This is a genomic window from Streptomyces sp. NPDC002044, assembly GCF_040296725.1.
Classification (GTDB): domain Bacteria; phylum Actinomycetota; class Actinomycetes; order Streptomycetales; family Streptomycetaceae; genus Streptomyces; species Streptomyces antarcticus.
The window spans coordinates 1-12,460 of record NZ_JBEOXU010000166.1 but is presented as its reverse complement, the minus strand read 5'-3'; the positions used below and the strand labels follow the sequence as shown (position 1 = coordinate 12,460).

The 12,460-nt window shown below is 70.6% G+C and carries 12 protein-coding genes; 6 read left to right on the top strand and 6 right to left on the bottom strand.

Annotation, left to right across the window (positions count from 1 at the left end; all coding sequences use genetic code 11):
* Nucleotides 1-121 precede the first annotated feature (121 nt).
* Together fabI and fabG are read right to left on the bottom strand one after the other, a co-directional pair.
* On the bottom strand, nucleotides 122-892 hold the full coding sequence (gene fabI / locus ABT106_RS27755; RefSeq protein ID WP_351282599.1) for an enoyl-ACP reductase FabI: 771 nt from the start codon (nucleotides 890-892) through the stop codon (nucleotides 122-124).
* Nucleotides 893-897: 5 nt separating this feature from the next.
* A complete protein-coding gene (gene fabG / locus ABT106_RS27750) occupies nucleotides 898-1,617 on the bottom strand; it encodes a 3-oxoacyl-[acyl-carrier-protein] reductase (RefSeq protein ID WP_267722464.1) in 720 nt (239 codons plus the stop codon).
* A gap of 184 nt (nucleotides 1,618-1,801) precedes the next feature.
* Here fabG and ABT106_RS27745 point away from each other — a divergent pair, with 184 nt between their 5' ends.
* The 3 genes from ABT106_RS27745 to tyrS are packed head-to-tail and all read left to right on the top strand — an operon-like array spanning nucleotide 1,802 to nucleotide 6,037.
* Nucleotides 1,802-3,325 (top strand): TldD/PmbA family protein, encoded by a 1,524-nt coding sequence (locus ABT106_RS27745; RefSeq protein ID WP_351282596.1) that lies wholly within the window; start codon nucleotides 1,802-1,804, stop codon nucleotides 3,323-3,325.
* Nucleotides 3,325-4,716 (top strand): metallopeptidase TldD-related protein, encoded by a 1,392-nt coding sequence (locus ABT106_RS27740; protein ID WP_351282594.1) that lies wholly within the window; start codon nucleotides 3,325-3,327, stop codon nucleotides 4,714-4,716. The genes ABT106_RS27745 and ABT106_RS27740 overlap by 1 nt, the downstream gene beginning before the upstream one ends.
* Nucleotides 4,717-4,768: 52 nt before the next feature.
* Nucleotides 4,769-6,037, top strand: coding sequence for a tyrosine--tRNA ligase (tyrS, locus tag ABT106_RS27735; RefSeq protein WP_351282592.1), 1,269 nt, complete (start codon nucleotides 4,769-4,771; stop codon nucleotides 6,035-6,037).
* A gap of 117 nt (nucleotides 6,038-6,154) precedes the next feature.
* Here the strand turns inward: tyrS and ABT106_RS27730 are convergent, their stop codons facing one another.
* The gene (locus tag ABT106_RS27730) at nucleotides 6,155-6,433 is read right to left on the bottom strand and encodes a GlsB/YeaQ/YmgE family stress response membrane protein (RefSeq protein ID WP_351282589.1); all 279 of its coding nucleotides are present in this window, start codon (nucleotides 6,431-6,433) and stop codon (nucleotides 6,155-6,157) included.
* 241 nt (nucleotides 6,434-6,674) lie between these two features.
* On the opposite strand from ABT106_RS27730, the gene ABT106_RS27725 reads away from it, so the two are divergent.
* Entirely contained in the window at nucleotides 6,675-6,953 is a 279-nt protein-coding gene (locus tag ABT106_RS27725) for a DUF3099 domain-containing protein (RefSeq protein WP_351282601.1), read from the top strand.
* A gap of 136 nt (nucleotides 6,954-7,089) precedes the next feature.
* Nucleotides 7,090-7,368, top strand: a complete 279-nt coding sequence (locus ABT106_RS27720) for a hypothetical protein (protein ID WP_351282587.1) — start codon at nucleotides 7,090-7,092, stop codon at nucleotides 7,366-7,368.
* A gap of 12 nt (nucleotides 7,369-7,380) precedes the next feature.
* On the opposite strand, the gene moaA is transcribed toward ABT106_RS27720, so the two are convergent.
* From moaA to ABT106_RS27705, 3 genes are all read right to left on the bottom strand, one after another.
* Nucleotides 7,381-8,370, bottom strand: a complete 990-nt coding sequence (gene moaA / locus ABT106_RS27715) for a GTP 3',8-cyclase MoaA (protein ID WP_351282584.1) — start codon at nucleotides 8,368-8,370, stop codon at nucleotides 7,381-7,383.
* 176 nt (nucleotides 8,371-8,546) lie between these two features.
* On the bottom strand, nucleotides 8,547-10,175 hold the full coding sequence (locus tag ABT106_RS27710) for a monocarboxylic acid transporter (RefSeq protein WP_351282582.1): 1,629 nt from the start codon (nucleotides 10,173-10,175) through the stop codon (nucleotides 8,547-8,549).
* Complete coding sequence (locus tag ABT106_RS27705) at nucleotides 10,172-10,540, bottom strand: DUF485 domain-containing protein (RefSeq protein ID WP_351282579.1); 369 nt, start codon at nucleotides 10,538-10,540, stop codon at nucleotides 10,172-10,174. The genes ABT106_RS27710 and ABT106_RS27705 overlap by 4 nt, the downstream gene beginning before the upstream one ends.
* Before the next feature lie 257 nt (nucleotides 10,541-10,797).
* Between ABT106_RS27705 and ABT106_RS27700 the strand changes: the two genes are divergently transcribed.
* A complete protein-coding gene (locus ABT106_RS27700) occupies nucleotides 10,798-12,348 on the top strand; it encodes a S8 family serine peptidase (protein WP_351282576.1) in 1,551 nt (516 codons plus the stop codon).
* The last annotated feature ends 112 nt before the right edge of the window (nucleotides 12,349-12,460 follow it).

Below are 12,460 nucleotides of genomic sequence, written 5' to 3'. Positions count from 1 at the left end.
TCCATCCCCCCGACCGGGGGCCCCGCGCGCGCCCCCCCCGTCTACCGCGCCGCGTTCCCGCGGCGGCGCGCCCCCCCGCCCCGGCGCGGCCCGGCCGCCGCCGTACGGAGGGGGGAAGCCGTCAGGCGCCCATCGCGTGCAGGCCGCCGTCCACGTGGACGATCTCGCCGGTGGTCTTCGGGAACCAGTCCGACAGCAGGGCCACGATGGCCCTGCCCGTCGGCTCCGGGTCGGTCATGTCCCACTCCAGCATGGAGCGGGTGTTCCAGACCTCGGCCAGGTCCGAGAAGCCCGGGATGGACTTCGCGGCCATCGAGCCGAGCGGGCCGGCCGAGACCAGGTTGCAGCGGATGTTCTCCTTGCCCAGGTCACGGGCGAGGTAGCGGCTGGTGGCCTCCAGGGCCGCCTTGGCCGGGCCCATCCAGTCGTACTGCGGCCAGGCGAACTGCGCGTCGAAGGTGAGGCCGACGATGGCGGCGCCCTCCGCCGGGAACAGCGGCTTGCAGGCCATGGCCAGCGACTTCAGCGAGAACGCCGAGACGTGCATGGCGGTGGCCACCGACTCGAACGGCGTGTTCAGGAAGTTGCCGCCGAGGGCGTCCTGCGGCGCGAAGCCGATCGAGTGGAGGACCCCGTCGAGGCCGCCGAGCTCTTCGCGGACGAGGCCCTCGAGACGGGCCAGGTGCTCGTCGTTGGTGACGTCGAGCTCGATCACCTTGACCGGCTTGGGCAGCTTCTTGGCGATGCGCTCGGTCAGCGACGGGCGCGGCCACGCGGTGAGGACGACCTCGGCGCCCTGCTCCTGGGCCAGCCGGGCGGCGTGGAACGCGATGGAGGACTCCATCAGCACTCCGGTGATGAGGACGCGCTTGCCCTCGAGAATTCCGCTCATGGTGATCAGTGACCCATGCCCAATCCGCCGTCAACGGGAATGACGGCTCCGGTGATGTACGCGGCGTCGTCGGACGCCAGGAAGCTCACGGCCGCCGCGATCTCCTCGGGGCGCGCGTAGCGGCCCAGGGGCACCTGGCCCACGATGCCCGCGCGCTGCTCGTCGGTGAGCGCCTTCGTCATGTCGGTGTCCACGAAGCCGGGGGCGACCACGTTGAAGGTGATGTTGCGCGAGCCCAGTTCACGGGCGAGCGAACGGGCGAAGCCGACCAGCGCGGCCTTGGAGGCGGCGTAGTTGGCCTGTCCCGCCGAGCCCAGCAGTCCGACGACCGAGGAGATCAGGACGACGCGGCCCTTCTTGGCACGGAGCATGCCACGGTTCGCGCGCTTGACCACACGGAAGGTACCGGTGAGGTTCGTATCGACCACCGAGGCGAAGTCCTCCTCGGACATGCGCATCAGCAGCGTGTCCTTGGTGATGCCCGCGTTGGCCACCAGCACCTCGACCGCGCCGTGGGCGTCCTCGACCTGCTTGTAGGCCTGCTCCACCTGCTCGGAGTCGGTAATGTCGCAGCGGACCGCCAGAACGCCGAGGGAGGTGAGCGCCTCCGGCGGCTCACCCGAGCGGTACGTGATCGCGACCTTGTCTCCGGCTTCCGCGAAGGCACGGGCGATGGCGAGGCCGATGCCCCGGTTTCCTCCGGTGACGAGAACCGAGCGGCTCAACGGATCACCCTTTCGCTAGCGGTCTGAATACCAAAAACCTATAGGTCGCACCCCGTGTACGGAGAATCGAGCTCCCACAGGGCCTGGCGACGCGCTCTGTCGAATCCCTACAGAAACCTGTAGGTAGTAGAGCCCCGATCGCGACATGATCAGGGCGACCGGCCCCGACCCCGGGAGGACTTCCGTGCCCCATTCCATCGACGCGGCCTTCACCGCGCTGCCCCTGCGGGCGCTCGCCGACGCGGCGCTCGCCCGGGCGCGCGCGCTGGGCGCCGAGCATGCCGACTTCCGGCTGGAGCGGATCCGCAGCGCCTCCTGGCGGCTGCGGGACGCCAAGCCCTCCGGCGGTTCCGACACCACCGACCTCGGATTCGCGGTCCGGGTGGTGCACGGCGGCAGCTGGGGCTTCGCCTCCGGCGTCGACCTGACCATGGACGCGGCCGCGAAGGTGGCCTCCCAGGCCGTGGCCATGGCGAAGCTGTCCGCCCAGGTGATCAAGGCGGCCGGTTCGGACGAGCGGGTGGAGCTGGCCGGGGAGCCGGTGCACTCCGACAAGACCTGGGTCTCCGCCTACGACGTGGACCCCTTCGCGGTCCCCGACGCGGAGAAGGCGGCGCTGCTCGCCGACTGGAGCGCGCGGCTGCTGGCGGCCGACGGGGTGGCGCACGTGGACGCCTCCTTCCTCGCCGTCCACGAGAACAAGTTCTACGCCGACACCGCGGGCACCTCGACCACGCAGCAGCGGGTGCGCGTGCACCCGCAGCTCACCGCCGTCGCCGTGGACGCCACCACCGGCGAGTTCGACTCGATGCGCACCATCGCCCCGCCCGCCGGGCGCGGCTGGGAGTACCTGACCGGCACCGGCTGGGACTGGAACGACGAACTGGAGCGGATCCCCGGCCTGCTCGCCGAGAAGATGCGGGCCCCGAGCGTCGAGGCCGGGCGCTACGACCTCGTGGTGGACCCCTCCAACCTGTGGCTCACCATCCACGAGTCCATCGGCCACGCCACCGAGCTCGACCGGGCGCTGGGCTACGAGGCGGCGTACGCGGGGACCTCCTTCGCCACCTTCGACCAGCTGGGCAAGCTCAAGTACGGCTCGTCGATCATGAACGTGACGGGCGACCGCACCGCGGAGCACGGGCTGGCCACGGTCGGCTTCGACGACGAGGGCGTCGCGGCGCAGAGCTGGGACCTGGTCAAGGACGGCACCCTGGTCGGCTACCAGCTGGACCGCCGGATCGCGAAGCTGACCGGCCTCGGCCGCTCCAACGGCTGCGCGTACGCCGACTCCCCCGGGCACGTGCCCGTCCAGCGGATGGCGAACGTCTCGCTGCGGCCGGACCCGGGCGGCCTGTCGACCGAGGACCTGATCGGCGGGGTGGAGCGCGGCATCTACGTGGTCGGCGACCGCTCCTGGTCGATCGACATGCAGCGCTACAACTTCCAGTTCACCGGGCAGCGGTTCTTCCGCATCGAGAACGGCCGGCTGGCCGGGCAGCTGCGCGACGTGGCGTACCAGGCGACGACCACCGACTTCTGGGGCTCGATGGAGAAGGTCGGCGGCCCGCAGACCTACGTCCTGGGCGGCGCGTTCAACTGCGGCAAGGCTCAGCCGGGTCAGGTCGCGGCGGTCTCGCACGGCTGCCCGTCCGCGCTGTTCCGCGACGTGAACATCCTCAACACCACGCAGGAGGCCGGACGCTGATGTCGACCCGAACCAAGCCCCACGAGATCGTCGAGCGGGCGCTGGAGCTCTCCACCGCCGACGGCTGCGTCGTCATCGCGGACGAGGAGTCCAGCGCCAACCTCCGCTGGGCCGGCAACGCGCTCACCACCAACGGCGTCACCCGCGGCCGGACCCTGACCGTCATCGCCACGGTCGACGGCAAGGAGGGCACGGCCTCGGGGGTCGTCTCGCGCTCCGCCGTCACCGCCGCGGACCTGGAGCCGCTGGTACGGGCCGCCGAGGCGGCCGCCCGCGGGGCCGGTCCGGCCGAGGACGCCCAGCCGCTGGTGACCGGGACCCCGGCCTCGCCGGACTTCGCCGACGCTCCGGGCGAGACCTCCTCGGCGGTGTTCGCGGACTTCGCGCCGGCCCTCGGGGAGTCCTTCGCCCGGGCCCGGGCGGGCGGGCGGGAGCTGTACGGGTTCGCCCACCACGAGCTGGTGTCCACGTACGTCGGCACCTCCACGGGCCTGCGGCTGCGCCACGACCAGCCGAACGGCACCCTGGAGCTCAACGCGAAGTCCCCGGACCGGCAGCGCTCGGCCTGGGCCGGCCGCGCCACCCGGGACTTCAAGGACGTGGACCCGACCGTGCTGGACGCGGAGCTGGCCGTGCGCCTGGGCTGGGCGGAGCGGAAGGTCGAGCTGCCCGCCGGGCGGTACGAGACGCTGCTGCCGCCGACGGCCGTGGCCGACCTGCTGATCTACCAGATGTGGTCGGCGGCCGCCCGCGACGCGGTGGAGGGCCGGACCGTCTTCGCCAAGCCGGGCGGCGGCACCCGGGTCGGCGAGCGGCTGTCGCGGCTGCCGCTGACGCTGCGCAGCGACCCGAACGCGCCGGGCCTGGAGTCCGCGCCGTTCGTGATCGCGCACAGCTCGGGCGACGACGCCTCGGTGTTCGACAACGGGCTGCCGGTTCCGGCGACCGAGTGGATCCGCGGCGGCGAGCTGGCCCGGCTGACCACGACCCGGCACAGCGCCGGACTGACCGGCCTGCCGCTCGCCCCGGGCTTCGGGAACCTGGTCCTGGACGGGGGCGGCGACAAGTCGCTGGAGGAGATGGTGGCGGGCACCGAGCGGGGCCTGCTGCTGACCTGCCTGTGGTACATCCGCGAGGTGGACCCGGCGACCCTGCTGCTCACGGGCCTGACCCGGGACGGCGTCTACCTGGTGGAGAACGGGCAGGTCGTCGGGGAGGTCAACAACTTCCGGTTCAACGAGTCCCCGGTCGACCTGCTGTCGCGGGCCACCGAGGCGGGACGGACCGAGAAGACCCTGCCGCGCGAGTGGGGCGACTGGTTCACCAGGGCCGCGATGCCCGCCCTGCGCATCCCGGACTTCAACATGAGCTCGGTCAGCAAGGGCGTCTGACCCACCTAGACTGAGCCACGGCAATGCAAGGCATCGAAGGAGTCGAGAGACCGTGACGGACATCGTCGACGAACTGAAGTGGCGCGGGCTGTTCGCCCAGTCCACCGACGAAGAAGCGCTGCGCAAGGCGTTCGCGGACGGTCCTGTCACGTTCTATTGCGGCTTCGACCCGACCGCGGCCTCGCTGCACGTCGGGCACCTGGTCCAGGTGCTGACCGTACGCCGGCTCCAGCAGGCCGGGCACCGGCCGCTGGCGCTGGTCGGCGGGGCCACCGGGCAGATCGGCGACCCGCGGCCGACGGCCGAGCGGACCCTGAACGACCCGGAGACCGTCGCGAACTGGGTGGCCCGGCTGCGCACCCAGATCGAGCCGTTCCTGTCCTTCGAGGGCGAGAACGCGGCGGTCATGGTCAACAACCTGGACTGGACGGCGGGCCTGTCCGCCATCGAGTTCCTCCGGGACATCGGCAAGCACTTCCGCGTCAACAAGATGCTGACGAAGGACTCGGTCGCCCGCCGGCTGGAGTCCGACCAGGGCATCAGCTACACCGAGTTCAGCTACCAGTTGCTCCAGGGCATGGACTTCCTGGAGCTGTACCGGCGCTACGGCTGCGTGCTCCAGCAGGGCGGCTCCGACCAGTGGGGCAACCTGACGGCCGGGCTCGACCTGATCCACCGGCTGGAGCCGGGCGCGGTCGTGCACGCGCTGGCGACGCCGCTGATGGTGAAGGCGGACGGAACCAAGTTCGGCAAGTCCGAGAGCGGCGCCGTCTGGCTCGACCCGGAGATGACGACGCCGTACGCGTTCTACCAGTTCTGGCTGAACGTGGACGACCGCGACATCTCCACCTACCTGCGCATCCTGTCCTTCCGGAGCCGGGAGGAACTGGAGGCGCTGGAGGCGCAGACCGCCGAGCGGCCGCAGGCGCGCGCCGCGCAGCGGGCGCTGGCGGAGGAGCTGACGACGCTGGTGCACGGCGCCGGCCAGTGCGCCGCGGTCATCGCCGCGTCGAAGGCGCTCTTCGGCCAGGGCGAGCTGGCGGAGCTGGACGAGGCCACGCTGGCCGCGGCCCTCTCCGAACTGCCGCACGCCAAGGTCGCCGAGCTCGGGCAGGTCGTGGACCTGTTCGCGGAGACCGGCCTGGTCGCCAGCAAGTCGGCCGGCCGCCGGACCGTGAAGGAGGGCGGCGCCTACGTGAACAACGTGAAGGTCACCGCCGAGGACGCGGTCCCGGACGCGGCGGACCTGCTGCACGGGCGCTGGCTGGTGCTGCGCCGCGGGAAGAAGAACCTGGCCGCGGTGGAGGTCACGGGCGCCTGACGCCCACCGCCCCGACGCGAGTACGACGCGGGGGCCGGTCCGGACACGTGGTCCGGCCGGCCCCCGCGTCGTATCCCGGGCCTGCCCGCGCGGGCGGGTCCGGGGCCGCGGGGTCCCTCAGGTCATCTGCCGCTTGTTGCCGCGGACCGCGTTGTAGAGCAGGTCGCCGAGGCCGACGATGAGGACCGCTCCGGCCAGTTGCAGCAGGTGCCGGATCCAGTCGATGCCCTTGGTGTCGTTGACGCCGATCCAGGTGGCGACGGCGTTGCCGAGGACGGCGCCGAGGATGCCGAAGATCGTGGTCAGCCAGAGGGGCTGGTGCTGCTTGCCCGGCAGGATGGCCCGGGCAATCAGGCCCAGAACGAAACCGACGATGATCGCCCACAACCAACTCATGTCGAGCCTCCTCCTGGCGCGTTGTGCGCATGTGCGCCCAGTCTCGATCAGTAACGCGTACGGTGCATTTCGGACAGAGCCATCGGGGGGACACCCCCTCTCCCCACCCCGGGGGAGGCGGCGTACCGTGGTAGGGGTCCGGACCGTGAGCGTCCGGCGGGTGATCGGGTGGTGGAGTGTGGAGCGGACCAAGCGGCAGAAGCGGAACGGGGCCGAGGTCTTCCGCATCACCGGCGCCCGCATGGGGCTCGCCGAGGACGTGCGGGGACGTCAGCGCCGGTACGTGATCTCGATGGTCATCCGGACCCTGTCGGTCATCGCGACGGTGGTCCTGTGGGACGTGCAGCGCCCTGTGGCGATCGTGACGCTCGTCGCCGGCGCCCTTTTGCCGTACGTCGCCGTGGTCATCGCCAACGCGGGGCGCGAGTCGACGCCCTCGCTGCCCTCGCACTTCATCCCGGCCCCTGTGCACCCCGCACTGGACGCCGGAAACCTCAAGAACAGCTCAGATCAATCGTGAAGTTCCAGTGCACCGCACAGGGTCCTGCGTGACATACTGCCTACGCGCTCCGCATCCCCCGTCGGAGCGACGGACCGACGCCGGGCAGCTCCCCCCGTGGCTGCTCGGCGTCGCCTTTCCGATCTAGGGTTGAGCCGTGAACTTCCCCAGCTTTCCCGGCGGCTTTCCCGGCCCTGGATCCTCCGGCCCCGAGGCCGATTCCCCCACCTGCTCAGCCAAGGGCTGCCGTGACGCGGCCGTCTGGGTCCTGGCGTGGAACAACCCGAAGGTGCACACACCGGAGCGGCGCAAGACCTGGCTGGCCTGTGCGGAGCACCGCGAGCACCTGTCCCAGTTCCTGGGGGTACGCGGCTTCCTCAAGGACGTCGTGAAGCTCGACGAGTGGGTACAGCCGGAGGGCTCGGAGCGGGCCTGACCCGCCCGGGGCTCAGCCGCCGATCGCCGACATCGGGCGGTCGGGCTGGAGGAAGGAAGGGTCGTCCAGACCGGAACCGGCCTTCTTCCCCCACATCGCCACCTTCCACAGCCGGGCGATCTCCTCGTCCGGTGCGCCCGAGCGCAGGGCGGCCCGCAGGTCCGATTCCTCGGTGGCGAACAGGCACGTACGGATCTGGCCGTCGGCCGTGAGCCGGGTGCGGTCGCACGCTCCGCAGAACGGCCGGGTCACCGAGGCGATGACGCCGACGGTGGCCGGGCCGCCGTCGACGACCCAGCGTTCGGCCGGGGCGGAGCCGCGTTCGTCGGCGCCTTCCTCGGTCAGGGTGAAGCGGGTGCGGAGGGACTGCAGGATGTCCCCGGCGGTGATCATGCCGTCGCGCTTCCAGCCGTGCTGGGCGTCGAGCGGCATCTGCTCGATGAAGCGGAGCTCGTAGGCGTTCTCCACGGCCCAGGCGAGCAGGTCGGGGGCCTCGTCGTCGTTGAGGCCGGGCATCAGGACGGCGTTGACCTTGACCGGGGTGAGGCCGGCCTCGCGGGCGGCCGCCATGCCGTCGATGACGTCCTTGTGGCGGTCGCGGCGGGTGAGGGTCTTGAAGACCTCGGGCCGCAGGGTGTCCAGGGAAACGTTCACGCGGTCCAGACCGGCGGCTTTCAGGGCCTGCGCGGTGCGCTTGAGGCCGATGCCGTTGGTGGTGAGCGACATCCGGGGCCGCGGCTCCAGGGCCGCGCACCGCTCGACGATCCCGACCAGGCCGGGCCGCAGCAGCGGCTCGCCGCCGGTGAAGCGGACCTCGGTGATGCCGAGCCGGGTGACCGCGATGCGGATCAGCCGGACGATCTCGTCGTCGCTGAGCAGGTCGGACTTTCCGAGCCACTGAAGGCCCTCTTCGGGCATGCAGTACGTGCAGCGGAGATTGCACCGGTCGGTGAGCGAGACGCGCAGGTCTGTGGCCACGCGGCCGTAGGTGTCGAGAAGCACTGTGGGCCTCCTCCCCTGTCCGGTTCAGTAGGGTCGCGCAGCTGAGGACGTACGGTGTGCGCTGCGTTCGAGCCTACGCGACACCGGTGGCGCGCAGAGGTGCCCGAAAGAACGAGAGGCGGCGCGGCCGCGTCGTAGGGACGTACGACGCGGCCACGCTGGGTGTTCGGACGATCTCAGTGAGCCCCTGTTCCGGTGAGCGAGCGGACCTCCACCTCGGCGAACTTCTGCGCGTCGGCCTTCTCCTTGGACAGGACGGTTCCCAGCCAGCCCAGCAGGAAGCCGAGCGGGATGGAGATGAGGCCGGGGTTCTCCAGCGGGAACCAGTAGAAGTCGGCGTCCTTGAACATCGAGGTGGGCTTCCCGGAGACGACCGGGGAGAACAGCACCAGGCCGACGGCCGAGATCAGACCGCCGTAGATGGACCACAGCGCCCCCTGGGTGGTGAAGCGCTTCCAGAAGAGGCTGTAGAGGATCGTCGGCAGGTTGGCGGAGGCGGCGACCGCGAAGGCCAGCGCGACGAGGCCGGCCACGTTCAGGTCGCGGGCGAGGGCGCCCAGTCCGATGGCGACGGCGCCGATGACCACGGTGGACCAGCGGGCGGCGCGCACCTCCTCCTTCTCGGTGGCCTTGCCCTTGCGGATGACGTTGACGTACAGGTCGTGCGCGAAGGACGAGGAGGAGGCGAGGGTGAGGCCGGCGACCACGGCCAGGATGGTGGCGAAGGCGACCGCCGAGATCACGGCGAGCAGGACGGCGCCGCCGGTGGAGCCGGCGCCGCCGCCGATCTCCTGGGCGAGCAGGGGCGCCGCGGTGTTGCCGGCCTTGTTCGACGCCAGGATGTCGGCCCGGTTGAGCAGGGCGGCGGCGCCGAAACCGAGGGCGATGGTCATCAGGTAGAAGGCGCCGATGATGCCGATGGCCCAGTTCACGGACTTGCGGGCGGCCTTGGCCGTCGGGACGGTGTAGAAGCGGATCAGGATGTGCGGCAGTCCGGCGGTGCCGAGGACCAGGGCGAGGCCCAGCGAGATGAAGTCGAGCTTCGTCGTGGCGTCCTTGCCGTACTTCATGCCCGGTTCGAGGAACTTGGCGCCCTGTCCGCTGTTCTCCGCGGCCTTGCCGAGCAGCTCGGAGACGTTGAAGTTGAACTTGACCAGCACGAGCATCGTGATCAGCAGGGCGCCCGCGATCAGCAGGACCGCCTTGATCATCTGCACCCAGGTGGTGCCCTTCATGCCGCCGATGGTCACATAGACGATCATCAGGACGCCGACCAGCGCGACCACGGCCACCTTGCCGCCGTCGCTGGTGATGCCCAGGAGCAGCGAGACGAGCACGCCCGCACCTGCCATCTGGGCCAGCAGGTAGAAGATCGAGACCACGATGGTGGAGGTGCCCGCGGCGGTCCGTACGGGGCGCTGGCGCATCCGGTACGCGAGGACGTCGCCCATCGTGTAGCGGCCGGAGTTGCGCAGCGGCTCGGCGACGAGCAGCAGGGCCACCAGCCAGGCGACGAGGAAGCCGATGGAATACAGGAAGCCGTCGTAGCCGAAGAGGGCGATGGCGCCGGCGATGCCGAGGAAGGACGCGGCGGACATGTAGTCGCCGGAGATGGCGAGGCCGTTCTGGAAGCCGGTGAACTGGCGTCCGCCGGCGTAGAAGTCGGCGGCGCTCTTGGTCTGGCGGCCGGCCCACACGGTGATGATCAGCGTGGCGACGACGAACAGGCCGAACAGGGTGATGATCAGCGGCCGGTGCTCGGTGGCGCCCGCGGCGGTCGTGGTCAGGTGGAGGGCGCCGCTCATTCTCCGGCCTCCATGCGGGACTTGATCGCGATGGCCTTGGGGTCGAGCTTGGTGGCGGCGTGCCGCGCGTACAGCCAGGCGATCAGGAAGGTCGTGGCGAACTGGGCGAGGCCGAGCACGAGGCCGACGTTGATGTTCCCGAAGAGCTTGGTGCCCATGAAGTCGGCCGCGTAACTGCAGAGCAGGACGTACAGCAGGTACCAGACGATGAAGGCCACGGTGAGCGGGAAGGCGAACGAGCGGAAGGAGCGGCGCAGTTCGCCGAACTCGGCGCTGTCCTGGACCCGGGTGTACTCCTCGGCCGTGGGGCCCGGCTGGGGCATGCCCCCGGCCTCCGGTGGTGGCGCTGCTGCTTCGGTGGTCACGGGGGGCTCTCCTTGCGGCGCGGGTGCGGTCGGAACGATGGACAAAACAACCTCCGTGCGGGGGGACGATGACGCTGATCCCCCCTGTCAACGGCACGGGCGACGTGTCGGGACGGTTCAACACCCACTGTTTCTTTAGAGACTGATTTCTCGAACTGATGGCACAGAAGGGAACAGCGGTACTAGGTTTCTGTGTCATGAACCCGTCCGACGCAACCGCGTCAGGGCGGCTTTTTCACGGATGATGTGGAGAACCCATGGCGCATCTGGGACCGCGTTCCGCCCGGAAGCACGGCCGCCTGGCCGTTCCGGTCGGCCTGGCGCTCACCGCCTCGCTCGCCTTCCTGCCCTCGATCGCCGCCTCCGCGGCCCCGCTGGGCAACACGGCGGCCACGGCGACGGCTTCGAAGCCCGACACGTCCGGGCCCAAGCTCTCGTACGTGGCGAACCTGACCGCGTACGGCACGGTGAAGCAGGCGAAGAAGGCCATCGAGCGGGCCGGCGGCACGGTGGTGACGTCCCACCCGCAGATCGGGGTCGTCGTCGCCCACTCCCAGAACCCGGAGTTCGCCCAGCAGCTGCGCGCGCAGCGCAGCCTGTTCGTGTCGGTCGGTGCCACCCGCACGGCCCCGCTGACGACGGTGCAGACCACCGAGGAGGGCACCACGCAGCGGCTGGGTGCCGCGGAGGCCGCCAAGGCGGCGGCGCAGGCCGAGCCGGGGCAGGAGCCGCTGGAGTCCAACCAGTGGGACCTTCGGGCCATCAAGGCCGACCAGGCTCACACGATCAACGATGGCAGCCGCAACGTCACGGTGGGCATCATCGACACCGGCGTGGACGACACCCACCCGGATCTCGCGGCGAACTTCTCCAAGAAGCAGTCCGCCAACTGCGTGGGCGGCGTCGCGGACACCTCCGAGGGCGCCTGGCGTCCGTACGCCGACGGCAGCGACCACGGCACGCACGTGGCCGGCACGATCGGGGCCCCGCGCAACGGCGTCGGTGTCAGCGGTGTCGCGCCGGGCGTGCAGATCGCCGCGATCAAGGTGAGCGAGCCGGCGACCAGCCTGTTCTACACCGAGGCGGTCGTCTGCGGCTTCATGTTCGCCGCCGAGAAGGGGATCGAGGTGACGAACAACAGCTACTACGTCGACCCCTGGTACTTCAACTGCAAGACGGACGACGACCAGAAGGCGCTGGTGGAGGCCCTCACCCGGGCGAGCAAGTACGCCGAGCGCAAGGGCGTGCTGAACGTCGCCGCGGCCGGCAACGAGAACTTCGACCTCTCGGCCGACTCGATCACGGACGAGACCAGCCCGAACGACACCACCCCGGTGCCGCGCACCATCGACCCGCGCGTCTGCCTCGACGTCCCGACGCAGCTCCCGGGCGTGGTGACGGTGACCGCGACCGGTGACAAGGGCTTCAAGTCCTACTACTCCAGCTACGGCCTCGGAGTCGCGGACGTCTCCGCCCCCGGCGGCGACAAGTGGCAGGTCCCGGGCACCCCGGACGCCAACGGCCGCATCCTGTCGACCATCCCGGGCGGCTACGGCTACAAGCAGGGCACCTCCATGGCGACCCCGCACGTGGCGGGCGTCGCGGCGCTGCTGAAGAGCGCGCACCCGAAGGCCACTCCCGCGCAGCTCCAGACGATGCTCAAGGGCCAGGCCACCAAGACGGCCTGCCCGGCGCAGGTCTACGACGCCACCGGCGTCCTGATCGACGCCACCACCTGCGAGAGCAAGTGGGGCCAGACCGGCTACTACGGCCACGGCGTGGTCGACGCGCTGAAGGCCGTCAAGTAGCACGCGCGGCGGTGCCCGGCACGTGAGAGGGCCGGGCGGGGGTCTCCCCCCCCCCCCCCACCCCCCCCCCCCGCGGGCTCGCAGATACGGAAAACACAACAATAAAAGACAA

Bases quoted from the DNA above. Each gene is read 5' to 3' on its own strand.
- fabI (WP_351282599.1), bottom strand. From the start codon at position 892: ATGAGCGGAATTCTCGAGGGCAAGCGCGTCCTCATCACCGGAGTGCTG.
- ABT106_RS27740 (WP_351282594.1), top strand. From the start codon at position 3,325: ATGTCGACCCGAACCAAGCCCCACGAGATCGTCGAGCGGGCGCTGGAG.
- ABT106_RS27730 (WP_351282589.1), bottom strand. From the start codon at position 6,433: ATGAGTTGGTTGTGGGCGATCATCGTCGGTTTCGTTCTGGGCCTGATT.
- ABT106_RS27725 (WP_351282601.1), top strand. From the start codon at position 6,675: ATGGGGCTCGCCGAGGACGTGCGGGGACGTCAGCGCCGGTACGTGATC.
- ABT106_RS27710 (WP_351282582.1), bottom strand. From the start codon at position 10,175: ATGAGCGGCGCCCTCCACCTGACCACGACCGCCGCGGGCGCCACCGAG.
- ABT106_RS27700 (WP_351282576.1), top strand. From the start codon at position 10,798: ATGGCGCATCTGGGACCGCGTTCCGCCCGGAAGCACGGCCGCCTGGCC.